The 25783-nt window shown below is 62.5% G+C and carries 22 protein-coding genes; 4 read left to right on the forward strand and 18 right to left on the reverse strand.

Annotation, left to right across the window (positions count from 1 at the left end):
- Window positions 1-121: 121 nt before the first annotated feature.
- From AC193Q_RS18210 to AC193Q_RS18220, 3 genes are all read right to left on the reverse strand, one after another.
- Entirely contained in the window at window positions 122-715 is a 594-nt protein-coding gene (locus AC193Q_RS18210; protein ID WP_041063462.1) for a YceI family protein, read from the reverse strand.
- Between the two features lie 31 nt (window positions 716-746).
- Window positions 747-1298: a cytochrome b gene (locus AC193Q_RS18215; protein ID WP_095668117.1), complete on the reverse strand. Its 552-nt coding sequence runs from the start codon at window positions 1296-1298 to the stop codon at window positions 747-749.
- Between the two features lie 346 nt (window positions 1299-1644).
- Window positions 1645-3438 (reverse strand): flavin monoamine oxidase family protein, encoded by a 1794-nt coding sequence (locus tag AC193Q_RS18220; protein ID WP_483878658.1) that lies wholly within the window; start codon window positions 3436-3438, stop codon window positions 1645-1647.
- A gap of 224 nt (window positions 3439-3662) precedes the next feature.
- On the opposite strand from AC193Q_RS18220, the gene AC193Q_RS18225 reads away from it, so the two are divergent.
- Together AC193Q_RS18225 and AC193Q_RS18230 are read left to right on the forward strand one after the other, a co-directional pair.
- A complete protein-coding gene (locus AC193Q_RS18225) occupies window positions 3663-5069 on the forward strand; it encodes an adenosylmethionine--8-amino-7-oxononanoate transaminase (RefSeq protein ID WP_095668115.1) in 1407 nt (468 codons plus the stop codon).
- Window positions 5070-5213: 144 nt separating this feature from the next.
- Window positions 5214-5933: a 16S rRNA (uracil(1498)-N(3))-methyltransferase gene (locus tag AC193Q_RS18230; protein WP_121187623.1), complete on the forward strand. Its 720-nt coding sequence runs from the start codon at window positions 5214-5216 to the stop codon at window positions 5931-5933.
- Window positions 5934-5937: 4 nt separating this feature from the next.
- On the opposite strand, the gene AC193Q_RS18235 is transcribed toward AC193Q_RS18230, so the two are convergent.
- Complete coding sequence (locus tag AC193Q_RS18235) at window positions 5938-6840, reverse strand: transporter substrate-binding domain-containing protein (protein WP_047297116.1); 903 nt, start codon at window positions 6838-6840, stop codon at window positions 5938-5940.
- A gap of 41 nt (window positions 6841-6881) precedes the next feature.
- The gene (locus AC193Q_RS18240; protein WP_483878659.1) at window positions 6882-8123 is read right to left on the reverse strand and encodes a D-amino acid dehydrogenase; all 1242 of its coding nucleotides are present in this window, start codon (window positions 8121-8123) and stop codon (window positions 6882-6884) included.
- 108 nt (window positions 8124-8231) lie between these two features.
- Here AC193Q_RS18240 and AC193Q_RS18245 point away from each other — a divergent pair, with 108 nt between their 5' ends.
- Window positions 8232-9188 (forward strand): LysR family transcriptional regulator, encoded by a 957-nt coding sequence (locus tag AC193Q_RS18245; RefSeq protein ID WP_121187628.1) that lies wholly within the window; start codon window positions 8232-8234, stop codon window positions 9186-9188.
- 51 nt (window positions 9189-9239) lie between these two features.
- Here the strand turns inward: AC193Q_RS18245 and trhA are convergent, their stop codons facing one another.
- A complete protein-coding gene (gene trhA, locus AC193Q_RS18250; protein WP_007964065.1) occupies window positions 9240-9857 on the reverse strand; it encodes a PAQR family membrane homeostasis protein TrhA in 618 nt (205 codons plus the stop codon).
- Between the two features lie 167 nt (window positions 9858-10024).
- Here trhA and AC193Q_RS18255 point away from each other — a divergent pair, with 167 nt between their 5' ends.
- Window positions 10025-10939, forward strand: a complete 915-nt coding sequence (locus AC193Q_RS18255) for a LysR family transcriptional regulator (protein WP_047297119.1) — start codon at window positions 10025-10027, stop codon at window positions 10937-10939.
- A gap of 104 nt (window positions 10940-11043) precedes the next feature.
- Here the strand turns inward: AC193Q_RS18255 and madM are convergent, their stop codons facing one another.
- The 12 genes from madM to AC193Q_RS18315 all read right to left on the reverse strand — a co-directional run bounded on the left by madM (window position 11044) and on the right by AC193Q_RS18315 (window position 25772).
- Window positions 11044-11808, reverse strand: coding sequence for a malonate transporter subunit MadM (madM, locus tag AC193Q_RS18260; protein ID WP_121187630.1), 765 nt, complete (start codon window positions 11806-11808; stop codon window positions 11044-11046).
- Between the two features lie 5 nt (window positions 11809-11813).
- Window positions 11814-12206 (reverse strand): malonate transporter subunit MadL, encoded by a 393-nt coding sequence (gene madL / locus AC193Q_RS18265; protein ID WP_121187632.1) that lies wholly within the window; start codon window positions 12204-12206, stop codon window positions 11814-11816.
- A gap of 66 nt (window positions 12207-12272) precedes the next feature.
- A complete protein-coding gene (gene mdcH / locus AC193Q_RS18270) occupies window positions 12273-13193 on the reverse strand; it encodes a malonate decarboxylase subunit epsilon (protein WP_121187634.1) in 921 nt (306 codons plus the stop codon).
- A complete protein-coding gene (locus AC193Q_RS18275) occupies window positions 13190-13810 on the reverse strand; it encodes a malonate decarboxylase holo-ACP synthase (protein WP_121187636.1) in 621 nt (206 codons plus the stop codon). The genes mdcH and AC193Q_RS18275 overlap by 4 nt, the downstream gene beginning before the upstream one ends.
- Window positions 13804-14589: a biotin-independent malonate decarboxylase subunit gamma gene (gene mdcE / locus AC193Q_RS18280; protein WP_121187638.1), complete on the reverse strand. Its 786-nt coding sequence runs from the start codon at window positions 14587-14589 to the stop codon at window positions 13804-13806. The genes AC193Q_RS18275 and mdcE overlap by 7 nt, the downstream gene beginning before the upstream one ends.
- Window positions 14586-15437, reverse strand: a complete 852-nt coding sequence (locus AC193Q_RS18285) for a biotin-independent malonate decarboxylase subunit beta (protein ID WP_121187641.1) — start codon at window positions 15435-15437, stop codon at window positions 14586-14588. Before AC193Q_RS18285 ends, mdcE begins: the two co-directional genes overlap by 4 nt.
- Window positions 15430-15729, reverse strand: coding sequence for a malonate decarboxylase subunit delta (locus AC193Q_RS18290; RefSeq protein ID WP_098966054.1), 300 nt, complete (start codon window positions 15727-15729; stop codon window positions 15430-15432). The genes AC193Q_RS18285 and AC193Q_RS18290 overlap by 8 nt, the downstream gene beginning before the upstream one ends.
- The gene (locus AC193Q_RS18295) at window positions 15729-16601 is read right to left on the reverse strand and encodes a triphosphoribosyl-dephospho-CoA synthase (RefSeq protein ID WP_095668107.1); all 873 of its coding nucleotides are present in this window, start codon (window positions 16599-16601) and stop codon (window positions 15729-15731) included. Before AC193Q_RS18295 ends, AC193Q_RS18290 begins: the two co-directional genes overlap by 1 nt.
- Entirely contained in the window at window positions 16601-18271 is a 1671-nt protein-coding gene (mdcA, locus tag AC193Q_RS18300; protein ID WP_483878660.1) for a malonate decarboxylase subunit alpha, read from the reverse strand. The genes AC193Q_RS18295 and mdcA overlap by 1 nt, the downstream gene beginning before the upstream one ends.
- A 230-nt stretch (window positions 18272-18501) precedes the next feature.
- On the reverse strand, window positions 18502-18867 hold the full coding sequence (locus AC193Q_RS18305; RefSeq protein ID WP_121187645.1) for a DUF6124 family protein: 366 nt from the start codon (window positions 18865-18867) through the stop codon (window positions 18502-18504).
- 529 nt (window positions 18868-19396) lie between these two features.
- A complete protein-coding gene (locus AC193Q_RS18310; protein WP_121187647.1) occupies window positions 19397-19867 on the reverse strand; it encodes a chemotaxis protein CheW in 471 nt (156 codons plus the stop codon).
- Window positions 19860-25772 carry an Hpt domain-containing protein gene (locus AC193Q_RS18315; protein WP_121187649.1) on the reverse strand — a complete coding sequence of 1971 codons (5913 nt, stop codon included), beginning with the start codon at window positions 25770-25772 and terminating at the stop codon, window positions 19860-19862. Before AC193Q_RS18315 ends, AC193Q_RS18310 begins: the two co-directional genes overlap by 8 nt.
- Window positions 25773-25783: the final 11 nt, after the last annotated feature.

Consider the following 25783-nt stretch of genomic DNA (forward strand, 5'->3'; position numbering starts at 1 on the left):
CCCATCGGGGATAAATCCCCTCGCCACAAAAGCCCGTACCACGGGGTGGATGTGTGCGTGTAGCAGGCAAAAAAAACGCCCCCGGCCTTGCGACCGGGGGCGTTTTTGTAAGGCGGCGAAGTTACTTCGCTTTCACACCTTCGAACGAGATGTACAGGTCGACGTTGTCGGACTGTGGACCCAGGTCCATCATCTTGCCGAAATCAGAACGCTTGATGCTGGTAGTACCTTCGAAGCCGGCACGGTAGCCGCCCCATGGATCCTTGCCTTCGCCCAGGAACACGGCCTTGACCACGATTGGCTTGGTCACGCCGTGCAGGGTCAGGTCGCCGGTCACGTCAGCCGTGTCTTTGCCAGCGGCGTTCTTGCCGGTGGATTTGACGCTGGTGGAGACGAACTTGGCGTCAGCGTATTTGCCCACGTCCAGGAAGTCTTTGCTGGCGATGTGCTTGTCGCGCTCGGCGTGGTTGGTGAACACGCTGGCGGTCTTCACGTTGAATTCGATTTTGCTGTCTTCAGGCTTGGCAGCGTCAAAGCTGAACTTGCCGTCGATGTCCTTGAACGTACCGGTGATGTAGCTGTAGCCCAGGTGGCTGATCTTGAAGTCGACGAAAGCGTGCTGGCCTTCCTTGTCGACGGTGTAATCAGCAGCCATCACGTTCGCGGACAGTACGGCCGAACCGATTGCCAGAGCGGCCAGAGTCTTTTTCAACATGCTTTCTTTTCCTTTGAGTCGAGGTTGAATTTCAGGATTTGCGACCGAGCATTCGCGTCAGGGTCGCATCACGATCGATAAAGTGGTGCTTCAATGCTGCCAACGCATGGAGGCCGGAAAAAATTACCAGCGCCCATGCCAGCCAGAGATGAATCACCCCAGCGGTATCTGCCTGATCCGGTAGCCCGGAAATCAGCGCAGGCACTTCAAACAGACCAAACACCGGAATCCCGACACCGTCTGCGGTGGAAATCAGGTAACCGGCAAGCATCACAGCGAACAGCCCGACGTACAGAAACCCGTGGCCGAATTTGGCGCCGAGGCGGGTCATGCGGCTGTAGCTTTGCAGCGTCGGTGGCGGTGGGCTGATAAAGCGCCACAACACCCGCAACACCATCACACCCAGCAGCACCAGACCGATGCTCTTGTGCAGATCCGGCGCGTCTTTGCGCCAGCTGCTGTAGTAATCCAGCCCCACCATCCACAGACCCAGCGCGAACAGTCCAAAGACCGCCAGCGCCACGCCCCAGTGCATGAAGATGCTGACCCAACCATAGCGTGAAGCAGAGTTACGTAGCTGCATTGCCCAAATCCTGTGAGAACTGCGAACCAAGACTAGCGAGTTATCTATCGAATTAAAGCGGAAAATTTTGCTTTGAAATATCGAGAAATACGATAAAGAGTCTGTAAGTGGCTTGTTAAGGAAAGATTAACCGGGAAAAGTGTGGCGGGATGTCAGGTGGAAGATCCTGATGATGTGCTGTATGAACAGGCCTCATCGCGGGCAAGCCCGCTCCCACAGTGGACAATAGCGCACACAAACTCTGCGCTCACCGCAAAATCTGTGGGAGCGGGCTTGCCCGCGATGAGGTTCTCACAGGCAATAAAAAAGCGCGGCCGGAGCCGCGCTTTTCATTCACCGCAAAGCCTTACTGCGCTTTGCTGTCCGTGCCTGCCGCCGGAGCCGGCACTGCAGCAGGCTTGGCCGCTGGCTTCTTCGCCGGCTCAGCCTTTTTCGCCGCAGGCTTGGCCGGGGCCTTTTTCGCCTCGGTTTTCGCTGCAGGTTTCTTCGCCGCAGGCTTGGCTGGCGCTTTCTTCGCCGGCTCGGCTTTCACCGGAGTCGCTGGTTTCGGCGCTTCCACCGGAGCTGGCGCAGGTGCCGGAGTCGGTGCAGGCGCTGGCGCCGCTGGAGCTGGAGCCGGAGCCGGCTCAGGCGCCTTCGCAGGCTCTGGCTTCTTCTCGTCATCCGAACCGCCAAACAGGTTGCTGAAGAAGTTGCCCTTCTTCGCCGCCACGGCACCCGCCGCGCCCGCCGCTGCTGCAGCCGGAACCACTTTGGCCGGTTCAAACGACTTGCCGGCGGCCAGGTCTTCAACCTGACTGGCCGCACGCTGACCAGTGCGCAGCGCGCCTTCCAGGGTGCCCGGGTACAGGGTGTCGGTGTGTTCACCGGCAAACGCTACACGTTGCAGCGGACGCTCCCACAGGCGCCAGAACTTGCTGATCTGGCCCGGACCGTAAGCCAGGTAAGCGCCGCCCATCGACGGATCGGTGCTGTAACGACGGATTTCATAACCGGTGAACGAGCCACGGGCCTGTGGATAAAACGCGTGCAGGCGGATCAGCACTTGATCGACCATCTGCTTGTCGCCGAACGCCTGCATCACGCGGGCGTTGTCGCCGGACAGGTTGATCACCACGTTGGCGCCGCCCTTCAGCGCCGGTTCGATCCAGAGCATGCCCAAACCTGCGTTGCTGTAGATCTCGCCGGACATGCGCGCCTTGCTTTCCCACACCGGCGTCTTGAACTTCAACATGATCTGGTCGCGCCAGCCGTAGTTGGTGCCCTTGATCGCGGCCAGGTGCTGAGCGTCCAGCGCCGGGGTCAGCGCGATCTTGTTGAGTGCGCGCAGCGGCACGGCCAGCACCACGTAATCAGCCTGGTAGCCGACACTGCCGACCTTGACGGTCACGCCGTCCTTGTCCTGAGTGATCGCCGACACCGGCGAGTTGGTCTTGATGGTCTTGATCTGTTTGACGAAGGCCTGGGCCAGCACCTGGCTGCCGCCGACCAGACGCGAGGCACGCAGGTCGCGGTCAGAGACGCCGCGATACACGCGGTTCTGCTGGGCGAAATACAGCAGCGACAGACGCGAAGGCTCGTCGTAATGGGTGCGGATGTCCTGGTTGATCAACTGACGCGCGGTGGCCGGCAGGTTCTGCTTGTCGAGCCAGTTCGACACGTTGATCTGATCCAGCGCATGCAGGGTGCTGGTCGCGGCCGGGTTCTGCGGGTCGTCGATCGAGCGCGCCAGGTCGTCGAGGGTTTTCTGGTAGCGCTTCAAGGCATCGGCGGTGGCCGGTTGCTTGGTTGCCAGATCGGCAGCGGAGAAATACTCGCCGTCGATCAGATAACCCGGGGTACGCACGAACTCCGGGGCTGGCGTGGTGCTCAGCTTGAAGGTCGAGACGTACTTGTTCAGCACCGGCTGGGTCTTGTCGTTGCCGATCCACTCGCTGGTGGCCATGCCCGAGCGACCGCCCAGGCTCGGCTTTGCTTCGAGCAGCGTGACCTGCCAGCCCTTGTTTTGCAGCTCGTAAGCCGCGGTCAGGCCCGACAGGCCGCCGCCGATCACGATTGCGGTTTTATCCTTGGCCAGCGCCGTAACGCTGAACAGCCCCAACATCACCAGCGCACAGGCGCGCAGCCAACCGACAGACATTCAGCGAACTCCGGAAATACACGTAGGAAAAAGCAGTTTTTGCGGGTCAGACGACCCAAAGAACCGCGAAGAATACGTCAGCCATCAAAACGCCGCCAGCGACGTCTATCGGCCCATACAAAGTAGCTCAATCGACACAATGGGTTGTTCCGACGCGATGCATTGCATAGGCTTGCGCGATTGTTTGCCCGCGCCTGACGCGAGCCGCCTCGAGGAGACTGTAAATGGGCCTGAATAACCAGTGGATGCAACGCGACCTCGCGGTGTTGTGGCATCCCTGTACCCAGATGAAAGACCACGAACAGCTGCCGCTGATCCCGATCAAGCGCGGTGAAGGCGTCTGGCTCGAAGACTTCGAAGGCAAGCGCTACCTCGACGCCGTCAGCTCCTGGTGGGTCAACGTGTTCGGCCACGCCAACCCACGCATCAACCAGCGCATCAAGGATCAGGTCGATCAGCTGGAGCATGTGATCCTCGCCGGTTTCAGCCATCAACCGGTGATCGAGTTGTCCGAGCGTCTGGTGAAGATGACCCCGGAAGGCCTGAACCGCGCGTTCTACGCCGATAACGGTTCGTCCTGCATCGAAGTCGCGCTGAAAATGAGCTTTCACTACTGGCTCAACCGCGGCCAGCCGAACAAGAAGCGCTTCGTCACCCTGACCAACAGCTACCACGGCGAAACCATGGCGGCGATGGCGGTCGGCGATGTGCCGCTGTTCACCGAAACCTACAAAGCGCTGCTGATGGACACCCTCAAGGTGCCAAGCCCGGATTGCTACCTGCGCCCCGAAGGCATGAGCTGGGAAGAACATTCGCGCAATCTGTTCGCCGCCATGGAACAGACGTTGGCAGAGCATCATGACAGCGTGGCGGCAGTCATCGTCGAACCGTTGATTCAAGGCGCCGGCGGCATGCGCATGTATCACCCGGTGTACCTCAAGCTGCTGCGCGAGGCCTGCGACCGCTACGGCGTGCACCTGATTCACGACGAAATCGCCGTCGGCTTCGGCCGCACCGGCACCATGTTCGCCTGTGAACAGGCCGGCATCCGTCCGGACTTCCTCTGCCTGTCCAAGGCCCTGACCGGCGGCTACCTGCCACTGGCGGCGTGCCTGACCACCGACGAGGTCTACAGCGCGTTCTACGACGACTACCCGACCCTGCGCGCCTTTCTCCACTCGCACAGCTACACCGGCAACCCGCTGGCCTGTGCGGCGGCGTTGGCGACGCTGGATATCTTCGAGCAGGACAACGTCATCGAGAACAACCAGGCGCTGGCCCGGCGCATGGCCTCGGCCACGGCGCATCTGGTTGATCACCCGAACGTCTCCGAAGTGCGGCAGACCGGCATGGTCCTGGCCATCGAGATGGTCAAGGATAAAGCCAGCAAAGAGGCCTACCCTTGGCAGGAACGTCGCGGCCTGAAGGTGTTCCAGCATGCGCTGGAGCGTGGCGCGCTGCTGCGGCCGCTGGGCAGCGTGGTGTATTTCCTGCCGCCGTACGTGATCACCCCGGAGCAGATCGATTTCCTCGCCGAAGTCGCCAGCGAAGGCATCGACATCGCCACTCGCGACAGCGTCAGCGTGGCGGTGCCGAAGGATTTCCACCCGGGCTTCCGTGATCCGGGCTGATCTATTTCACTTAAGCTTCAGCGGTGACCGGACTACCGTCATCGCTGGCAAGCCAGCTCCCACAGGTCCTGCGCAAAACCCTGTGGGAGCTGGCTTGCCAGCGATGGGGCCGCCAGACTTTTACAAATTTTACAGAGACCCCGCATGAGACTGTCCCGCTTCTTTATCGACGCCCCCCTGAGCACCGGCGAACACGAACTGCCGGAAGCCCAGGCGCATTACATCAGCCGCGTGTTGCGCATGGCCGAGGGCGATGCGGTGCAGTTGTTCGACGGTTCCGGCCATGAGTTTCGCGGCTCGCTGGTGGAAGTCGGCAAGAAGCGCGTGGTGGTGCAGATCGACGAGCAGCTCGCCGGCCAAGTCGAATCGCCGCTGCACATCCATCTAGGCCAGGGCCTGTCCCGGGGCGAGCGCATGGACTGGGCGATCCAGAAAGCCACCGAACTGGGCGTGAGCGAAATCACCCCGATCTTCAGCGAGCGCTGCGAAGTGCGCCTGAAGGACGAGCGCGCCGACAAACGCCTGCTGCACTGGCGTCAGGTGGCGATCAGCGCCTGCGAGCAATGCGGTCGTTCGCGGGTTCCGGTGATTCATCCACCGGTACTGCTGGCGGACTGGCTGAAACAGACCGAAGCCGAGCTGAAACTGGTTCTGCACCCGGTGGCCGAGCCGTTGGTCAGCCACGCCAAGCCTGCGACCCTGGCGTTCATGATCGGCCCCGAAGGCGGCTTGTCCGACGCCGAAGTCGAGCAAGCCAAGGCCAACGGTTTCCACGCCGCCCGCCTCGGCCCACGCGTGCTGCGCACCGAAACGGCGCCAGTGGTTGCACTGGCAGTGGCGCAGCAGCTTTGGGGTGATTTCTAACCCGTCACTGCACCGGATCACTGATCGGTTTGGCGATGATTGCCTTGAGTTCGCTGGTCATCGGGAACTCAAGGTTCAAGCCTTTCGGCGGGATCGGCTGTTCGAACCACTTACGGTAGATCCCGTTGATCTCCCCCGAGCTGTACAAATCGGCCAGCGCCCCGTTCACCAGCGCGAGGAATGGCGGATCATCCTTGCGCACCATGCAGCTGTAGATTTCCCGCGATTGTTCCTCCCCCACCACGACCCAGTTGTGCGGGTCCCGCGCCTTGGCCCGCTCGCCGTAGAGCAATGCGTCGTCCATGTAGAAGGCCGCTGCCCGTCCCGACTGCAGCATCTGGAACGCCTCGCCGTGATCCTTGGCGCTGATCACGAACATGTTCAGTTTGTGGTCGAGGTTGTAGCTCTTCAGATAGCGCTCGTTGGTGGTGCCGGCGGTGGTCACCACATTCTTGCCGCGCAGGTCATCGAAGCTGTGAATGCCGCTGTCCTTTGCGGTCAGCAACTGCCCTTTGACGTAGATGAAACCGTAGGAGAACGCCACCTGTTTCTGCCGCTCGGCCGTCACCCCGGTGGAGCCGCACTCAAGATCAACCGTGCCGTTCTGCACCAGCGGAATCCGCGTCTGCGACGTCACCAGGTTGTACTTCACCTTCAGCTCAGGCAACGCCAGTTGCTGCTTGATCCGCTCGACAATCTTGCCCGCCAGCTCCACCGAATACCCCATCGGCTGCCCGGTGTGATCGCCCACATACGAGAACGGCACCGAGGCATCGCGATAGCCCAGGGTGATGCTGTTGGCGCTGGCGATCTTGCCAAGCGCGCCGGTCAGCGGCACTTCATTGGCCTGTGCCTGGGCGCCGATGAACAGCGCCAGTGTGCAGCCGAGCAACGTGATTTTTTGCATTGTTATTCTCCGTTGTGGTTGGGGTGTTTTAGCAGAAACTGTCACGCCGCACGGGGATTGAGCCCGTGCAGGTCAATGGATGTACGCTGCTGACCGATCAGTTCACTGAGCAACTGCCCGCTGCCGCAGGCCAGGGTGAAACCGAGCGCGCCGTGGCCGAGGTTGAGCCACAGATTGCGATACGCCGTGGCGCCCAGCAGCGGTACGCCGGTGGGGGTGGCCGGGCGCATGCCCGCCCATTCCACAGCCGCGTCGTAATTGCCGGCATCGGGAAAGGTGTCGCGGGCCTGGCGCTTGATCAGTGCCAACCGCTCGGGATCTACCGCCGGGTCGAAACCGACGATGTCGACCATCGCCGCCACCCGTAACTGTTCGCCGATGCGCGCGTAGACGATCTTGCGGTCGTAGTCGGTGATGCTCACGTCCGGCGCCCGATACTCATCGCCGATCGACAAGGTCAGGCTGTAACCCTTCAGCGGATACAGCGGCAGGCGCAGGCCGGGCAGCGCCAGCAAGGGGCTTCGGTGCCCGGCGGCGATCACCAGTTGTTCAACTGGCAGGGTTTCGTTGCCAAGCTCAATCGCCGTAACGACGCCGTGGCTGTGGCGAATGCCGGTGACTGCCTGACCGAGGCGAAACTCGCAGCGACCCGACGCCGTCAATCGCGCCGCCAACTGCTGGCAGAAGGCGTGACAGTCGCCGACTTCTTCATCCGGCGTATAGATCGCGCCTACAAACGGCGCATCGGTCAGTGCCGGTTCCAGCTGCGCACATTCGGCGGCAGACAACACCTGTTGTTGCTGCGGATCAGCCAGGCCCTTGCGCGCATGGTCGAAGCTGGCCGCATTGCGGAAGGTCACCAGTTTGCCGTTGCGCCGCCAGTTGAAACCGCTGATTGCGTCATCCTCGCGCCAGCGTTTCAGCGTGCTCTGGCTGAACAGCGCCAGGCGCAACAGATGCGCGGCGTTTTCCCGGTTGACCGAGGTGCGGCAGGCGGCGAGAAACGACGCCATCCAGCGCCACTGCGCCGGGTCCAGACGCGGGCGCAGCTTGAGCGGCGAGTCGCCGCGCAGCATCCAGCCGAGCGCCTGCAACGGCACGCCGGCATCAGCCAGCGGCGCCACATAGCGGTAGGACAACTGGCCGCCGTTGGCGAAACTGGTTTCGCTGCCCAGCGACTGCCGCGCCTCGACCACAGTCACTTCGAAACCGTCGCGCACCAGCGCATAGGCCGTTGCCAACCCGATCACACCGCCGCCGATGATGCACACGCGCTGAGCCATGTCCGTCCTTATTTCTATGTGAAGACGAGGCTGAGGTTAGGGTGAGGTGACAGGCGCCGAACAATGAATAAAGATGCCAGACTTATAAACAAAGGTTATGGACTCGCCATGCGCCTTCGCCACATCGAGATTTTCCAGGCCATTCGCCAGACCGGCTCGGTCAGCGCCGCTGCGCAATTGCTGCACGTCTCTCAGCCGGCGGTGACCAAAGTGCTGCAGCACGCCGAGCAGCAGTTGGGCTTTCCGCTGTTTCTGCGGGTGCGCGGTAAATTGCAGGCGACTCCGGAAGCGCTGGAGCTGGAGCGCGAAGTCGACAAGGTCACGGAAAGTCTGCAAGGCGTGCGACGCCTGGCCCAGAGCCTGCGCCGCGAGCCCGGCCACAGCCTGCGGATCGGCGCGACCCCGGCGCTGGCGCTGTCGTTGCTGCCGCCGGCGATCCGGCAATGGACGGCACAGTTCCCGGACATCACCTGCGAACTCTCCAGCGCCCACAGCCGCGAGCTGATGCAGAATCTGCTGATGCGCGAAGTGGACGTGGCCCTGACGTTGCAGTTGCCGGATCATCCGGGATTGAAGGCGCAGGCATTGGCCTCGGGCGTGTTGGTGGCGCTGGCGCCGAAAGGTTACTGGCCGGAGGAAGAAGCCGGTCAGCCGTTGCCGCTGATGGCGTTGGCGGGAGCACCGCTGATCGGGCTGTCCAGCGCCGACCCGCTGGCTGCCCGACTCGACAGCTACCTGGAAGCGGTCGAGCCACCGCCTCGCGTGCGGATCGCCGTGCAGACGTATTCGCTGGCGCGGGCGATGGTGGAGTCTGGCGCCGGGGTGGCGGTGATCGACCCTTTCACGGCACTCGGTGCTTCGCCGACCAGCACCGTAATCCGCCCGTTGGCGCCGCCCTTGCCGATCACGTTGTACGCAGTGACCCGCGCCACCGAACCGCCACCGCATACCCTCGGCGACTTGTTGCAGATATTCAGCAGACGCGCGCAGATACAACTGCAAACCCTGGTCCCTGTGGGAGCTGGCTTGCCAGCGATTGCGGTTGCCCCATCAACACATGAGTGACTGACAGTCCGTCATCGCGGGCAAGCCCGCTCCCACAGGATTTGTGATGTTCTAAAGGACATAAAACAGAATCGCCACAAAGTGCAGCAGACTCCCGGCGATCACAAACAAATGCCAGATCCCGTGCGCATGCCGCAACCGGTGATCCAGGGCAAAAAAGATGATCCCCACGGTGTACAACACCCCGCCCGATGCCAGCCAGGCAAAGCCTGCTGTGCCCAGCGCCGCGATCAACGGCTTGACCGCCACCAGCACGATCCAGCCCATCACCGCGTAGATCACGATCGACAGGATCCGCGCTTCCGAGCGTGGCTTGATCTCCTGCAGGATACCGATCAGCGCCAGCCCCCAGACAATCCCGAACAACGTCCAGCCCCACGGCCCGCGCAACGTCACCAGGCAGAACGGCGTGTAGCTGCCGGCGATCAGCAGATAGATGGAAAAGTGATCGACCTTCTTCATGATCGCTTTCTTGCGCCCGCGCACGCTGTGGTACACGGTTGAAGCGCTGTAGAGCACCAACAAGGTAAAGGCGTAGATCGCCACGCTGACGATCTTCCACGGACTGCCGTCGAGGCTGGCAATCACCAGCATCCACACGCCGCCGATAAACGCAGCCACGGCCCCGACCAGATGCGTCCAGGCGTTGAGTTTTTCCCCGTGATACATGTGTCGCTCACCTCAAGATTCGTTACCGCAACGCGCAAGGCTCGGGCCTTGAGCGTAAAAGCGCAATGTTTCCGTTTAAAAGATCAAAAGATCGCAGCCTTCGGCAGCTCCTACAAAGAGCGGCGCATACCGGGCACAATCGACGCATTCTAAAAAGAGTCCGCGCCATGCTGATCGACGAAGAATTGACCCTGAAAAAACTCGAGGTGTTCCTCGCCTTCATGCGCACCGGCAATCTGGCGCGTGCCGCAGCCGAGTTGCAGACCAGCAATGTCAGCGTGCACCGGGCGATCCATTCGCTGGAAAGCGCCCTGCGCTGCCCGCTGTTCAAGCATGAAGGGCGCAACCTGACGCCCCTGGAAAGCGCCTACGTGCTCGAAGAACGCGCGCAGAAGCTGATCCAGGACGTGGTCGAGAGTGTGCGCCTGACTCGCGAGGCCGCCGGTTTCTCCGCTGAACGCTTCAAACTCGGCTCGCTGTACTCGCTGACGGTGAAAACCGTACCGCAACTGATCATGGGCCTGAAGATCCGCCGCAGCGAACTCAACATCGACCTGATCCTCGGCTCCAACATCGACCTGCTGTACAAGCTGAAGAACATGGAAGTCGACGCGATTCTGGTGTCGCTGGACGACACGGTCAGCGACCCGGACTGCGAGCAGATCCCGCTGTTCTCCGACGACATTTTCCTCGCCACACCGGCAGATTCAAGGTTCGCCCAACGCAGTGAAGTCGATCTGGCCGAGGTGCGTGACGAAACCTTTATCACCCTGACCCAGGGCTTCGCTACGCATCAGGACGGTATCCGGGTGTTCAAGCAGGCGGGGTTCGAGCCGAAGGTGGCGATGCAGGTCAACGACATCTTCACCCTGCTGAGCATGGTCAGCTCCGGGGTCGGCTATGCGTTGCTGCCAGGAAGGATTGCGGCGGTGTACGAGAATCGGGTGAAGCTGATCCCGTTGCAGGAGAAGTACCGCTTGCAGCAGCACATTGGCGTGGTCTTCTTGAAGGCCAAGGAGCGCGATCCGAATCTGCTGGCGTTGCTGGCGGAGTGTCGGATGTATGCCAATCGCCAGATCTGAAACCGAGTCGCCTCCTTCGCGAGCAGGCTCGCTCCCACCTTGGAATGCATTTCCCTGTGGGAGCGAGCCTGCTCGCGAAGGCGTCTGTCCAGACAACTGATGTCTTAGCCCATCAAGCCGCGCATCAGCAGAAACAACAACGAAGGCCCCAATAGACATCCCAGTGCGGTATAGAACGCTGCCGTCAGGCAGCCATAAGGCACCAGTTTCGGATCGGTTGCCGCCAACCCGCCGGCGACACCACTGGACGTGCCCATCAACCCGCCGAAAATCACCGCACTGCGCGGATTGTTCAGGCCAATCATCGGCGCCACAAACGGCGTCATGACCATCACCAGAATCGCCTTGATCAGCCCCGCCGCAATCGACAGCGCCATGACCTCGGAGCTGGCACCAATCGCCGCACCGGTCACCGGGCCGACGATGTAAGTCACCGCGCCCGCACCAATGGTTGTCAGGCTCACGGCATCGGTGTAACCGAAGGCCATCGCCACACCAACACCCGCCACGAACGACGTGCCGACGCCGACAAACAGCGCCAGCACCCCGACAAACCCTGCCCGCTTCAACTCATCCACACTCACGCCGAACGCCGTCGCCACAATCGCGAAATCTCGCAGCATCGCGCCACCGAGCAAACCGATGCCCGACAACAACGGAATATCCACCACGCCTTTCTGCCCACCGGTCAGCGCACCGCCGACATACGACAGCACAAGCCCCAGCAGAATGGCGATGGCCGAACCGTGCAAGCGGCCCTTGGTGAAGGTGTTGGACATCCAGTAGGCCACCCACATAGTCAGGCCGACAATCAGGAAACCGCTGATCAGACCGTAGCCAGTGATCACTTTCATCATCGATTCGTACATGGCGCTTACCCCGCAGTCTTGGCAGGTGTAATCGGCGCCGGTTCCTTGTTACCGAGGCGCACCAGCACCGGCACCAAGGCAAAGGCGATGACCACGGCGAGCGTTCCCGCCAGAATCGCCATCGGCCCGCCCTTCAGCGCGCCGTAAACATTCTGCTGCGCAGCCATTGCGACCACGATCGGAATGTAAATAGCACTCCAGAACTCAACGCCCTGTTCGGTCTTGCCCTTGAGCCAGCCGCTTTTATTCAAGTAACTGCCCAAACCGATCAACAACAGCATCGCAATACCGACACCGCCGACGTTGGCCGGCACGCCGATCAACTTGCCGAGCAGCTCACCGATCCAGATACCCACCAGCGTACAAAAGGCGAGAAACGCCACACCGTAAATAATCATTGTTGTAGTCCTCAAAGTGCATCGTCGAATGTTGTTTTTGTTGTTCGAAGCCTGAGTCGCGGCGGTTTAGGGTCGGCGGTCTCCCTCCTCTCGCAACAGCGCCTGCAAGGTGTCCAGACGCGCACTGTCGAAGGCAGTGACCGTGCCCGATTCGAACACCCGGCGCGCCAGCCCGGTCAGCACCGCACCGGGCGGCAGTTCGATCTGTAAACGCACGCCGCGCTCGTAGGCGCTTTGTACGGTGCCGCGCCAGTCCACCACGCGGCACATGTTGAAAGCGAGGTCGTCGCGCAGGGCGTCAGGCTTGATCAGCGGACGCGCGCGGCTGCCACTCAGGTACGCGATTGTCGGGCGCTTCAGTTCAACCTTGGCGAAGGCTTCGGCGAGGATTTGCGCAGGTTTTTCCAACAGCGGACAGTGCGACGGCACGCTCACCGTCAGGCGTTTCGCCAGACCGGCGCCACGACTGCGCGCCAGTTCCGCCACCCCTTGCATCGCCGCGTCACTGCCGGCAATCACCACCTGGTTATCGGCGTTGATGTTGGCCAGGTACACCGGCGACTCCGCGCTGTGCACCTGCGCCAGCAGCGTTTCGACGGTGGATAATTGCAGACCGATGATCGCGGTCATGCCATAGCCCTGTGGATAAGCCTGCTGCATCAACTCGCCACGCAGGCTGACCAGATGCAACGCATCGCTGAAGCTCAGCGACCCGGCGACCACCGCTGCCGGGTACGCACCGATGGACAGGCCGGCGACGTAATCCGCCGTGAGTCCGTCCTGCAGCAACTGCCGCGAGGCGGCGACCCCGGCGATCAACAGGCACAGCTGAACCGCCCGGGTGCTGCGCAACGCATCGGCCGAATCGAGCAGCGAGACATCCTCACCGAGCACGTCGCTGGCCTCGATCAAGGTTGCCCGAGGCAAACGCTGGAGCATGCCCGGTTGCTGCGCGCCCTGGCCGGGGAACACCAACAGGCTGCTCACGCTGCCTGCTCCTGCGGGTTCCACGGGTCAGTGACCAGACAGGCCTGATGCTGAGTTTTCAGCAGCACCCGGGCCGAACCGCTGGCCCATTCGCGCAGCGCCACAGCACCAAACGGCGTCTGCAATTGCATATCCACCCGGCATACAGCCTGATCGAAACCCGCGACCAGTTTGCGTGCCTGATTACGGGTGATCAGCTGCGGGGTACGCAGAATCAGATCGAGGTCACTGGCCGCGTGCATCGCGGTAAAACCACTGGCCAACTCAAATCCGACACTGCCGCTGACACCCCAGACCCAACCACAATCATCGAGCATCGGCCGCAGTTGTTTGAGTGCCTGCATCACTGACAGATCGCGCTCGCAATCGACATGACAAAGCGCCTCCGGACTGATCCGACGCACGACTGCATCAAGACCCATGAACGCCGCCAGGCGCTGCTCACGCAACACACCGCGAATACCCACCGCGACCCAACCTTCAGCGCTCACCGCCCGCCGCACCACCACCGGTTGCCCGGCAGCCAGCGATTCGACTGCCCACTGCGGCGCATCCGCTGCCAACTGCGCAGGAGTCATGCCCCACAGCAGGTCGTGGGCCAATGGCAGGTTCACCACTGCGCCCTCAGCAGTTCACGCACGCGGCTGGATGCTTCACGATTTTTCGCGCCGAGGCGCTTGCGCAAGTCAGTGCCGGAGATATCGTCGATGGCCTGTTTCAGGCACTCGGTGACCCGCGTCAGATCCTCCGTCGTCGGCTGCTCGATCTGCTGCACCGAGAGGGTTTCCCAGAGCAATCCGAGGCTGGCGTAGCTGTCGATGTCGTAGGCCATCGGCGGCACGCTGGCGGCCAGCGCTTCCAGTTCCTCGACACTGCGCAAGGTCACCCGCGCCGCCGAAGCCTTGCCCATCGCATGCACCATCACCCCGGGATCGCGCAGGGCAATCAAGCGGTTGGCCTGATAACCGTGGGCCAGAAACGCCCCGGACATCGCCTTGCCCACCAGCAGCGCAATCACCGGATGCCCGGCCAGACGGGCGCGGGCATAACTGTCCGCCGCACCGGCCAGGGCCTGATGAATGCCGAGGGCTTCTTCGCGACGACCGTAAGCCTGGCTCGGTACATCGACGATGGCGATGATCGGGCGTTTCTGTGTGTTGTCGCGATCTGCCGTGATTGCGTCATCCACCGCCTTGGCCAGGCCCCAGCCTTCGAGCAATCCGACTTCGCCGTTGCGAGCCCGTGGAAAACGGTTGTCGGGGTCAGCAACCACCGCGATCAATCGTCCGAGTTCGCCATCGGCCACCTTCAACGACGGCGGCAAACCTGCCACCGCTTTCGCACCCGCGCTCAGGGCGTTGAACCAGTTCAAACCGCGCATCGAATAACCACTCATGAGCGCTCTCCTTGATACAGATCGCGAACCACCGCAGGCTCGATTTGCTTATCGGTGTCCAGGCTCGCCAGACGTTGCAGAAACCAATCGGAGCGCTGACTGCGCGGCCGGGTTGGCAAACCCTGTTGCAGCAACGCACCGACCTGCTGGCGAATCTGTGCCACATCATCGGCGACGTAACGATCCACCAAGCCGCTGGCGAAACGCTGCTCGCCACCGGTCAGGCTCCAGATGAAGGGCCGGTCGCGGGAGTCGTACTCTTCGATCCCGGCTTCCTGTTCGATCACTTGCGGGCCGTTGAGACCGAGGCGCGCTTCCTGAGTCACCAGCAAATAGCTGCACAACGCAGCGGCAATCGACATGCCGCCGAAACAACCGACACTGCCCGCGACCACGCCGACCACCGGTTGGTACCGCTGCAAGTCGACAATCGCCGCATGAATATCGGCAATCGCCGCCAACCCGAGATTGGCTTCCTGCAAGCGCACGCCACCGGTTTCCAGCAGCAACACGGCGCGCGTCGGGATGCCTTTGCGGTTGTCTTCGGCGGCCAGTTCCAGCGCGCCGGCAATCTTCGCTCCGCCGACTTCGCCGAGGCTGCCACCCTGGAACGCGCCTTCAATCGCGGCGATCACCAGCGGCAGGCCATCGAGGCTGCCTTTGGCAATCACCACGCCGTCATCGGCTTGCGGTACCACGCCCTGGCGCTCGAGCCACGGCGACATGACCCGTTGAAACGGGTCGAGCAATTCGCGGAAGGTCCCGGCATCGAGCAAGGCTTTCGCCCGTTGCCGCGCACCGAGTTCGACGAAGCTGTGCTTGTGCAACAGCGCTGCGCTGTCAGTCATGGTCGATCTCCTCGAAACCTTGTTCCAGACGCAGCCGCACCACACCCGGCGTGGCACCGAAGTCGTGGATATCGATGGCCATCGCCGGTGGCGTGGTGCCGTCGAACATCCGCGCAAACAGATGCTGCCAGCGCTGCTGCGCACCGTTGACCGAGGTCTGCACATTGATCGTCAGCTTGCCGGCCAGCCCCGGTTCGATCAGCACTTCCAGATCGCCCGAGCCGACACAACCGACCAGCGCGCGCCCGCGTGGCGGCTGCCCGGCGGGAAATTCAAAGGATAAGGTTTCCATCAAAACGCTCCCTGAAGGATGCCGTCGCGCTCGATTCGGTCGAGCAGCAGCGTAGCGGCGAGCAAGTCGGCGGCGCCACCGGGCGAGGCATTCAATGCGATGAGTTGTTGATCCAGTGCGTGCAGGCGCCGACGGCCGCTGAGGCTGGCGCTGCCGCCGGCGTCGAGCACCGCTTGCGCGCCGTGTTGCATGGCCTGCAGGCCTTGTTCACCGGCGCGGTAGAGCACGCAGGTGTCAGCCAGATCGGTCATGATCGCCAGCAGCGCATCGAGCCGGGCGTTCTGTTCGCCGTGACCGTTGGCGCGGCTGCGTTTGAGTTGCGGCAGGCCACGTTGCAGCATGGACGGGAAGCCGAGTTGCGCTTCCTCACGGGCACCGCGTGCGCCGTAACGCAGGGCGACCTGAGCGCCGTGGCTCAGCGGTTTTGGTGCGTAGCGATCATCCAGCAAGGCCAGACGTGCGGCGCGAACAGAGACTGCGTTGGCGCTTGAGGATTTCGGTTCCAGCGCAGCGGCGGTCACCAATAACCCCAGTGCCCAAATGGCGCCGCGATGGGTATTCACCCCGTTGGTGGTCGCAAGCATGGCTTGCTCGCCTTCGCGACCGATGCGACCAATCGCTTCGCGCAACGCTGTATCGACTGCGCCGATATCAACTGCGGCCTCGGCCATTTCCTTGAACGCCGGCCACAATGACAATGCCGAAGCGTGCATCAGGCCCAAGTGCAGATCGGTGTGCGCGCCATTGCCACGTCGGTCGACCAGCGCCGGTTTCGGTGACAGATCGGCTTCGTCGATCAGCGCATCCACCGCCAGATCCGCCAGGCGCTCGCTCAGGCTCAGGGGTTTCGCTTGCAGGTTGAGTGCGTGCATTACCAGCTCCTGAACTTGGCGGGCGGGTTGTACAGGCCGCCGGACCACTCGACCAGATCGGCCACACTCTTCGCTGCCAGCAGTTCGCGGGTGGCGTCGGTGCGGCGGATGCCGAGGTCTTCGGGCAAGGCGATCAGGCCTTCGCGGCGCATACGTTCAGTGTCTTTCGGGTTGTGGCGCAGACCGATGGCGGTGACGCCGGCCACCGCAGCGATCATCGCCTGGCGTTCTTCCAGCGAGCGCGCTTTGTACAGGTAGGCGATGCCTTCTTCGGTGAGCAGGTGGGTGACGTCGTCGCCGTAGATCATGATCGGCGCCAGCGGCATGCCGCTTTTCTTCGCCACGTCCACCGCGTCGAGGGTTTCGACGAAGGTCGGTTTGCCGCCCTCCTGGAAGGTCTCGACCATTTGCACCACGAGTTTCTTGCCGCGTTCGAGCATCGGTTGCGGCGCGTCGTCGTGGCGCATGTCGAGCCACGCCGGGGTGCCGTGACGGCGACCGCGCGGGTCGTGGCCCATGTTCGGCGCACCGCCGAAACCGGCGAGGCGGCCACGGGTCACGGTCGAGGAATGGCCGTCGCCATCGACCTGCAGCGTCGCGCCGATAAACAGATCCACCGCGTACTGTCCGGCGAGTTGGCAGAACATCCGGTTGGAACGCAGCGAGCCGTCGCGGCCGGTGAAGAACACGTCCGGGCGCGCGGCGATGTAGTTTTCCATGCCCAGCTCGGTGCCAAAGCAATGCACGCTTTCGACCCAGCCGCTCTCAATCGCCGGGATCAGCGTCGGGTGCGGGTTGAGCGTCCAGTTGCGGCAGATCTTGCCTTTGAGGCCGAGGGATTCGCCGTAGGTCGGCAGGATCAGCTCGATGGCGGCGGTGTTGAAACCGATGCCGTGGTTGAGCGACTGCACGTTGTGTTTTTCGTAGATCCCGCGAATCGCCATCATCGCCATCAACACGTGCACCGGTTTGATGTGCCGTGGGTCGCGGGTGAACAGCGGTTCGATGTAGAACGGCTTGTCGGCCACCACCACGAAATCAACCCATGAGGCGGGGATATCCACGCGCGGCAGTTCGCTGACGTCATCCACCAACTGGTTGACCTGAACGATGACGATGCCGTCGCTGAACGCCGCCGGTTCGATCAGTGCCGGGGTGTCTTCGGTGCTGGGGCCGGTGTAGATGTTGCCGTTGCGGTCGGCCATGAACCCGGCCGAAAGCACGACGTTGGGGATCAGGTCCACCACCAGCCGCGCGTAGAGTTCGATGTAGGTGTGAATCGCGCCGACTTCCAGCAGGCCGTCTTCGAGCAACTGGCTGATGCGCAGGCTCTGGGTGCCGGCGAAGGAGAAATCGAGCTTGCGGGCGATGCCGCGTTCGAACAGATCAAGGTGCTCGGAGCGACCGACGCTGGGCATGATCATGTGCAGATCATGCAGCTTGGCCGGATCGGCTTTGGCCAGCGAACGGGAAAGGAAATCCGCCTGCTTCTGGTTGTTGCCCTCCAGCACCACACGGTCGCCGGGATGGATCAACGCTTCAAGCGCGGCGACGATCTTGTCGCTGGGCAACACCACGCCGTCGGCCAGCCCGCGCACCTTGTCGAGACGCCGCTGCTTCTCGTCACGCCGCCGCGTCCAGCGCGAGTCGGGGGAAATTGTTGTTGTCATGCTCACTCCACGGGGTTCGCTGTCGTGGAGCTACGTTAGGCGTGTGGGGTGGGGGCATCAATCAAGCGCGGTGGTGAATCATTACGCTGAGCGTAACGTTCACTGGCCTCATCGCTGGCAAGCCAGCTCCCACAGGTTTTTGGGTAATTATCAGAATCCGAAAACAACTCGGACACTGTGGGAGCTGGCTTGCCAGCGATAGGGCCGGTCAACACACCGCAACGACTGGATCAGTCTGCGGGCACCCACTTGTCCAACACCCGATTCACCGCCATCTCCGCCACCATCACCACCTGAGCGATGCCTTGCAGGGTCTTGCGGTGCGTGCCTTGCACCAGCGCCGCATGGTTGTTGAGCATGACCGTGGCCGAGCCGAGGGATTCACTGGCGTCGGCCAGCAGGGATTCGCTGTCGGCGTCGGGGTTGGCCATGTACAGCGTGTTGGGGGTGTAGGGTGTGGCCATGAGGTCGGTTTTTGGCGGGCCGAGGTAATGGTCGAGGGCGCGTTCGGCGGCTTCGTGGAATTTCTTTGATTCGGGGGCTTCGTAAGGGGATGCCGCATCTGTTGGCGGCGGATTTGGTGTTGGTTTAATCATTCTCAGGTTCCGAAATAAAGCTGGAACCGCTTCTCTGCTAAAAGAAGGGGTGGCAGCTGAACGCAGGTTAGCAGACCGGGGAACCTAAGGAAGCCGGCGCGCCGAAGCGCCCTGCGCACAGCCGCCATCGAATGCAGGCACTGAGCCTGACGATGATGTATGTGCACCCTTAGATTAACCACGGGCTGCTAAACCCGATCACTGGGAATCAGTGACGCAATCAAGTTACGCAGGCTGCCGAGGGCGCACAAGCCGGCGGATTCTGGTGCATGCGTAGGCAGTGGCGCAAGGATTTGTAGGCTGGTGAGGCGTAACACTGAGTGTCTTTAAACAGCTGTGCCAGAAGGTGTTTATTGCACTGCAGAAATTGAAGATTTGCCTGTAAGAATTTGCTGATTCAACTGGCCCCATCGCTGGCAAGCCAGCTCCCACAGGGTTTTGTGTGATTCACAAAATCCGAATACGACGCGGACACTGTGGGAGCTGGCTTGCCAGCGATGAGGCCAGTCAGGGCAGCACAAAGGCTGGATCAGTGAACCAGCCCAGCCTCCACCAACAACTGCTCCAACCCCAACAAATCCGGCACCTTGGCCACCTGTTCCCCGACCTGCACCGCCGCCTGCTCCAGCGCACACAACGGCACATCGACATAACTCAACTGGCTGTCGAGCTTGTATGAACGCGGGATCCCCTGCACCAGCAGCGCAATGAATTTCAGCTGCGGCAAGCCGCCAATGGCATTGAGGATGACGATCCGCGCGCGTTCGCCGATGACGATTTTCTGCCCGCACGCCGACTCGAAACTCAGCAGCGGAATCTGCCGTTCACGCCAGCTCACCCGCCCCAGGTACCACGGCGGCGTGTCCAGGTCGAAGGCGCTGGCCTGATAGTCGATGAGCTCGGCCACGGCGACGTTGGGCAGGATCAGGTTGCGGTCGGCCAGTGGCAGCAGCAGGCCGGTGAGTTGGCTGCTGCGCGCGTTGTGGCGGCGCTCATGCATGTTTCTTGCTCCAGTGGGCAATGCTTTCGAGCAGCACCGATTCCTGATACGGCTTGCCGAGGTAGTCGTTGACGCCGATGGCCATCGCACGGTCGCGGTGTTTCTGCCCGGTGCGCGAGGTGATCATGATGATCGGCAGGTGTTGCAGGCGTTCGTCGTGGCGCACCTGGGTGGCGACTTCGAAGCCGTCCATGCGCGGCATTTCAATGTCGAGCAGCATCAGATCGGGCATGTGTTCTTCCAGCAGCAGCATGGCATCGACGCCGTCCTTGGCGGTCAGCACGTTCATGCCGTGGCGTTCGAGCAAACGACTGGTGACCTTGCGCACGGTGACCGAGTCGTCAACCACCAGCACCAGCAGGGGTTTCTGCGGCTCACTGTCGATGTCCGCCTGCGCCGGATGCTGGGCGATCCGCGCCTGCATCGCGCGAATCGGTGCGAGCAGATCAAGAATCAGCACCACCCGGCCATCGCCGAGAATCGTCGCCCCGGACACTCCTTGCACCGCCGCGAACTGCGGGCCGAGGCTCTTGACCACGATCTCGCGAGTGCCGGCCATCGCGTCGACCTGCACCGCGATGTGCCGGTCATTGCACTGCACCAGCAGCACCGGCAATGGCAGGCTCTGGCCGAGCAGTTTGGGGCGTGGCGCGGTTTTCAGCAGCTCGCCCAGATAGCACAGTTCGTAGCGCTGACCGGCGTAGTGGTAGCTCGGCGGATCGTTGCGGTAATGCGCTTCCAGATCATTCGGCAACACCCGAACGATGCCTTCGATGGTGTTCAGCGGAATCGCATATTGATCCTCACCACACTGCACCATCAGCGCGCGGTTGACCGACACGGTGAACGGCAGACGAATGCGGAAATGCACGCCCTGCCCCGGCACCGAGTCGATGCTCATGGTGCCGCCGAGCTGACGGACTTCCTCATGAACCACGTCCATGCCGACGCCGCGCCCGGAAATCTGGGTGATCTTTTCCGCGGTGGAAAAGCCCGGCTGCAGGATGAACTGCAGCACGTCGCGGTCGCTGATCTCGGCGTCCGGTGCGAGCAGGCCGCGCTTGATCGCCTTGCTCCGCACCGCGTCCAGCGGCACCCCGGCGCCGTCGTCACGGATATCGAAAACGATGTCGCCGCCCTCGCGGGACAGGTCCAGGCTGATTGTGCCCTGCGCCGGTTTGCCCGCCGCCAGCCGCACTTCGGCAGACTCCAGGCCATGGTCGACGGCGTTGCGCAGCATGTGTTCCAGCGGCGCCGCCATGCGCTCCAGCACGTTGCGGTCCATCTCGCCTTCGGCGTTGTCGATGATGAAGGCGACGTCCTTGTTCAGCTCTTCGGCGACCTGCCGCACGATACGTTTCAGGCGCGGCAGCATCCGTTCGAACGGCACCATGCGCGTGCGCATCAGGCCTTCCTGCAATTCGGTATTGATTCGCCCCTGCTGCTGCAACAGGTTCTCGGCATCGTGATTACGGCGCTCAAGGGTTTCCTTGAGGTCAAGCAGGTCGGAAGCGGATTCGAACAGCGCCCGCGACAGTTGCTGCAACTGCGAGTGACGATCCATTTCCAGCGGGTCGAATTCTTCGTAACCGAGACGCTCGGCATCGACTTGCTGGCGGCTGAGAATCCGTCCCTGGGTTTCGGTATCGAGCCGGCGCAATTGATCGCGCATGCGCTCGATGGTGGTTTCCATCTCGTTCAGCGCGGTTTGCGCATCGCTGACTTGCTGCTCGATACGCCCACGAAAAATCGAAGTTTCGCCGGCCAGATTGACCAGTTCATCAAGCAGTTCGGCGGAGACCTTGACCATGTCCGCGCCAGCATCGGCGGCGGGTGCGGCAGGTTCGGTCTTGGCCGGAATCGGCAGCAACGGCAGCGTGTCGGGGGTCGCCGGATGGCTGAAATTCTGGATCGCGTTGATCAGCCGATCCGCCGGCGGACATGGCTGCCCGGCGCGTACGCCGTCGAGCATCTGCGCCAGGCGGTCATGCCCGCGCTGCACCAGCGCAAACAGTTCGGCGGACGGTTGCAGCACGCCGGTGGCGAGGCTTTCGTAAAGGAATTCGAGCTCATGGGCGAGGTCGCCGATCGGGCCGATCTCGACCATCCGCGCGCCGCCCTTGAGTGTGTGCAGATCGCGCAGCAGGGTTTCCACTTCCTGCCGATTGCCCGGCTCGGCCTGCCAGCGCAGCAGCGCCGCGCCGGAGCTTTCGATGATGTCGAAACCTTCTTCGAGGAAGATGTCCAGCAGCTCCGGATCATGCGCTGCGCTGTCGGGTACAGCCGTCGGCTGTGCCGCTTCGGCACTGCCGGACTGGCCCTGACGGAAATGGCGGATCGCTTCGATCAAGTCTTGCGCCGGGTTCAGTGGCTGATGGTTGTGCAACTGTTCAAGCAACTGCGCCAAGCGGTCGTGGCTCTTGTGCAGCAAGCGTCCGAGCAGCTCACTGTAGCTGTGGCGACGATCTACCAGACCTTCGTAGAGACTTTCCAGCTCATGGGCCAGATCGCCGATGGCATCGACCTCGGCCATCCGCGCGCCACCCTTGAGGGTGTGCAGATCGCGCTGCAACGACGACAGCGGCGCAGTGTTGTCCGGGTCACTCAACCAGCGCTGCAGGGCTTGCCCGGCGCTGTCGAGAATGTCTACCGCCTCTTCGAGGAAGATCTCGACGATCTCGTCGTCCGGCGCCGTCTCGGCATTGGCGCGGGACAGTTCGGCGGTGGCGGCACCCAGTTCGCTGATGTTCAAGGTGCGGCTGCCGTCGCTGCGGATCAGCCCCATCGCTGACGGGTCGAGGCTTTCATCGAGCAGCTCGTGCAGGGCACGAATGCGCTGCGGCTGCGGGGTAATTTCCTGGCCGGCAGCCAGTTCGTCGAGCATGTTGATCAGCGCTTCATGGGCGTTCTGCGCTTCGTGGAAAAACCTGTCGCTGACCGCCAGGCTGCTTTCTTCGACGGCGCCATAAAGGTCGAGCAAGGCTTCGCACAACACATCCACCGGCAGCAGATCGGCGAGGTGCGCGCCTTCGCCCAAAGTGGTCAGCTCATCCAGCAGCGCACTGAGTTCCTGGCGCTCGCCGGGGTGTTGTTGCCAGCGTTGCAACAGGCTTTCGGCGTCGAGCAGGATGTCCATGCCCTGGGCGAGGAAGTTGTTGATCAGTTGCGGATCGCGCTTGATCCGCAGGCCGGTGTTCGGCGCGTTGAGGATCGCTTCCAGACGTTCGGCGAGCAGCGTTTCGGTGCGCTTGATCAGCGACTGCGCACCGACAATCGGCGCCAGCGGATCGTGCTTGAGCTGGCGCAAACCAACGCGGAACAGGCCTTCGGCTTCGAGGAGCAATTCCACTTCATCCAGATCCAGAGGCAACTGATGCGCCTTGAACTCCCGCGCCAGCTTATCCAGCGGCGCGGCCAGTTCGGCAATCGGCAATACGCCGGCCATCGACGCACTGCCCTTGAGCGTGTGCAAGGCGCGCTGCAATTCGTCGCTGGCCGGCAGCGGCACATGCTCGGCGGCCTGATCGAGGAAGCGGTTGAGGCTGGCGAGGTGGGTTTCAGCCTCGTTGCGAAAGATCTCCAGCAACAGCGGATCGAGGGCCGCCACATCGTCGACGTCTTCGGCCGCCAGCGGCTCGACACCTTTGGCCAGCGCATGCGCGCGGGCCGCCAGTTGATCGACATCGCGGCGCTGCCGCTGGCGCTGAGTGGCGAATTCGCTGATCAGTTCCGGCAGCAACAACACCGTGTCCGTGAGCAACTGCTGCACCTGCGCGCCGGGCTCGACGCTGTGTTCCAGCACGCGGTTGAGCAGGTTTTCCACGGCCCAGGCCAGCTCGCCAAGGATCAGCGCACGAACCATGCGCCCGCTGCCCTTCAAGGTGTGAAAAGCGCGGCGCAGCTCGGTCAGGGCGGCGCGGTCGCGGGTGTCAGCCGTCCAGCGCGGCAGGTATTCGTGCAGGACTTCGAGCACCTCGTCGGTCTCTTCGAGGAACACTTCGCGCAGTTCATCGTCCACCGGTGCTTCATCGAGCGGCGGCGGCATCAGGCTGCCGGGGGTGATCAAGGCCGGCGGGTTGACTGCCGATACCGGACTGGCCAGCACCTCGGCCAGCGACTGCACGGTCTGCGGATCGTCCAGCGCCTGCAGGTCCTGCATCACCAGCGCTTCGCTGGGGCTGAGTACATCGTCGAGCAACGGCACGTGAGGTTCGCCGGGAGGCTCGTCAGGAAAGAAACCGAGGCTGGCGAGGCTCTTTTGTGCAACATCCAAAAGTTGTTCATTCGGCGCTTGCGGGTCGTCGCTCAGGCGTTCGAGGTAATACTCGAGGCTGGTGATGACGTCGGCGAGGTGATCCAGTTGCTGCCAGCCCGGCTCATGCGGATCGAGCAGCAGGTGTTCGCGAATGAAGCTGTTGCAGGCCTCGACCAGACTCGCCGCGCGGCTCAGCGGAATCATCGCCAGCGCGCCGCGCACCTGGGTCAGCAACTCCGGCAGCGGTTGCAGTTGCTGGCGATCCCAGTCGGCGTCGATGTAATCGACGATCATGTCCTTGGCCTGTTGCAGGCAGATGCGCGCTTCCTTGATCACGATCTGATGGATCTGTGTCAGGTCGGTGGTCGGCAGGCGCGCGTCTTCGGGACTTTCCGGCTCTACGGTGCCGACCATTCCGGCAAGGTTGGCTTCAACGTAGAGCAGCGCGCCGGCCACGTCCATCAAGGTCGCGTCATTCGGTTCGCGCTGGCCCTGAGCCAGGCTGAGGACCACCGCCAGTTGATCGATGATGACTTTGCGCGGCTGGCCAAAACCGAGCACCGCGAGGGTGTCGGCGATCTGCCGCAGCGGCGCCAGCAGGCTCTCCAGATCAGCGGTGTGCTGACGGTCGCTGCGCACGAACAGGTCGAGGCGCTCCTTGACCCGCACCAGCTCTTCGCACAGCGCCGCCAGCACCGAGCGCATCGCATCGCGGTCGGGGCCGGCCAGGCGCGCGCGTTCTTCGTCGACCATCGCGCTGTCGGGCAACGCGTCGTCCAGGGAGTAGCGATCTTTCATGGTCAGCATCTGCCCGGTGGGATGTTCGGCTTTGGCAATATAGAACAGCAGGCTTTTCAGCAGCTCCGGCGGAGGCGGCTGATTGAGGCCGCGCGGGCCTTGTTCGAGCAGGCGCTTGAGTTCCTTGTCGGCGTCCTTGAACAGGCTGCGCAAGGCCGGGCTGTTGGCGATGGCGCCTTCGCGCATGCCTTCGACCAGCGCTGAAGCGACCTGCCACAGCGGGCTCAACGGCGCATTGGCGCTCAGCGCTTCGAGGCGCTGGAAGACTTTCGCCAGGTAGTCGAGGTGCGTCTGGTCATCCTGCTCGCGCAGCAACCCGACCAGCGCCATTTGCAACATCTGGCGCAACTTGCGCAGTACGTTGGGCCACTCGGCCGGCTCCAGCGCGGCCAAGGCTTCCTCGCTCAACGGCGGCAAGTCCGGCAGTGGCGGGCTGAACAGGCTGGTTTCCGAGAGCAGGCTTTCACCGCGCGCACTGCGCAGATCGTTGATCAGCGGCAGCACCACCAACGGCAAGTCGCGGCGGGCGCTCTGCACCCGATCGAGGTAAATCGGCAATTGCCCGAGGGCTTGCAGCAACAAGTGCAGGGCTTCGTCGCGGTGGCTGACGCGCCCTTGCTGCAGGGCGTCGACCAGATGCTCCATCTCTTCGGCCAGCAATGCCGCGCCGTAGAACTCGACCATCTGCAAACTGCCATGCACTTGATGAATAAACGCCAGGCACTCGTCCAGGCCCGGCGCGGCCTGCGGGTCATCGAGCACGGATTCAATCGCCTGATATGCCTGTTTCAGCGTTTCGGCAATTTCACCCTTGACCCATTCGAGGGCCACATAGTCGTGCCGGTCACCCATAACCACTCCAC

Source organism: Pseudomonas sp. F2, from assembly GCF_057174385.1.

Bases quoted from the DNA above. Each gene is read 5' to 3' on its own strand.
- AC193Q_RS18210 (WP_041063462.1), bottom strand. From the start codon at position 715: ATGTTGAAAAAGACTCTGGCCGCTCTGGCAATCGGTTCGGCCGTACTG.
- AC193Q_RS18215 (WP_095668117.1), bottom strand. From the start codon at position 1,298: ATGCAGCTACGTAACTCTGCTTCACGCTATGGTTGGGTCAGCATCTTC.
- AC193Q_RS18220 (WP_483878658.1), bottom strand. From the start codon at position 3,438: ATGTCTGTCGGTTGGCTGCGCGCCTGTGCGCTGGTGATGTTGGGGCTG.
- AC193Q_RS18225 (WP_095668115.1), top strand. From the start codon at position 3,663: ATGGGCCTGAATAACCAGTGGATGCAACGCGACCTCGCGGTGTTGTGG.
- AC193Q_RS18230 (WP_121187623.1), top strand. From the start codon at position 5,214: ATGAGACTGTCCCGCTTCTTTATCGACGCCCCCCTGAGCACCGGCGAA.
- AC193Q_RS18235 (WP_047297116.1), bottom strand. From the start codon at position 6,840: ATGCAAAAAATCACGTTGCTCGGCTGCACACTGGCGCTGTTCATCGGC.
- AC193Q_RS18240 (WP_483878659.1), bottom strand. From the start codon at position 8,123: ATGGCTCAGCGCGTGTGCATCATCGGCGGCGGTGTGATCGGGTTGGCA.
- AC193Q_RS18245 (WP_121187628.1), top strand. From the start codon at position 8,232: ATGCGCCTTCGCCACATCGAGATTTTCCAGGCCATTCGCCAGACCGGC.
- trhA (WP_007964065.1), bottom strand. From the start codon at position 9,857: ATGTATCACGGGGAAAAACTCAACGCCTGGACGCATCTGGTCGGGGCC.
- AC193Q_RS18255 (WP_047297119.1), top strand. From the start codon at position 10,025: ATGCTGATCGACGAAGAATTGACCCTGAAAAAACTCGAGGTGTTCCTC.
- madM (WP_121187630.1), bottom strand. From the start codon at position 11,808: ATGTACGAATCGATGATGAAAGTGATCACTGGCTACGGTCTGATCAGC.
- madL (WP_121187632.1), bottom strand. From the start codon at position 12,206: ATGATTATTTACGGTGTGGCGTTTCTCGCCTTTTGTACGCTGGTGGGT.
- mdcE (WP_121187638.1), bottom strand. From the start codon at position 14,589: ATGAGTGGTTATTCGATGCGCGGTTTGAACTGGTTCAACGCCCTGAGC.
- AC193Q_RS18285 (WP_121187641.1), bottom strand. From the start codon at position 15,437: ATGACTGACAGCGCAGCGCTGTTGCACAAGCACAGCTTCGTCGAACTC.
- AC193Q_RS18290 (WP_098966054.1), bottom strand. From the start codon at position 15,729: ATGGAAACCTTATCCTTTGAATTTCCCGCCGGGCAGCCGCCACGCGGG.
- AC193Q_RS18295 (WP_095668107.1), bottom strand. From the start codon at position 16,601: ATGCACGCACTCAACCTGCAAGCGAAACCCCTGAGCCTGAGCGAGCGC.
- mdcA (WP_483878660.1), bottom strand. From the start codon at position 18,271: ATGACAACAACAATTTCCCCCGACTCGCGCTGGACGCGGCGGCGTGAC.
- AC193Q_RS18305 (WP_121187645.1), bottom strand. From the start codon at position 18,867: ATGATTAAACCAACACCAAATCCGCCGCCAACAGATGCGGCATCCCCT.
- AC193Q_RS18310 (WP_121187647.1), bottom strand. From the start codon at position 19,867: ATGCATGAGCGCCGCCACAACGCGCGCAGCAGCCAACTCACCGGCCTG.
- AC193Q_RS18315 (WP_121187649.1), bottom strand. From the start codon at position 25,772: ATGGGTGACCGGCACGACTATGTGGCCCTCGAATGGGTCAAGGGTGAA.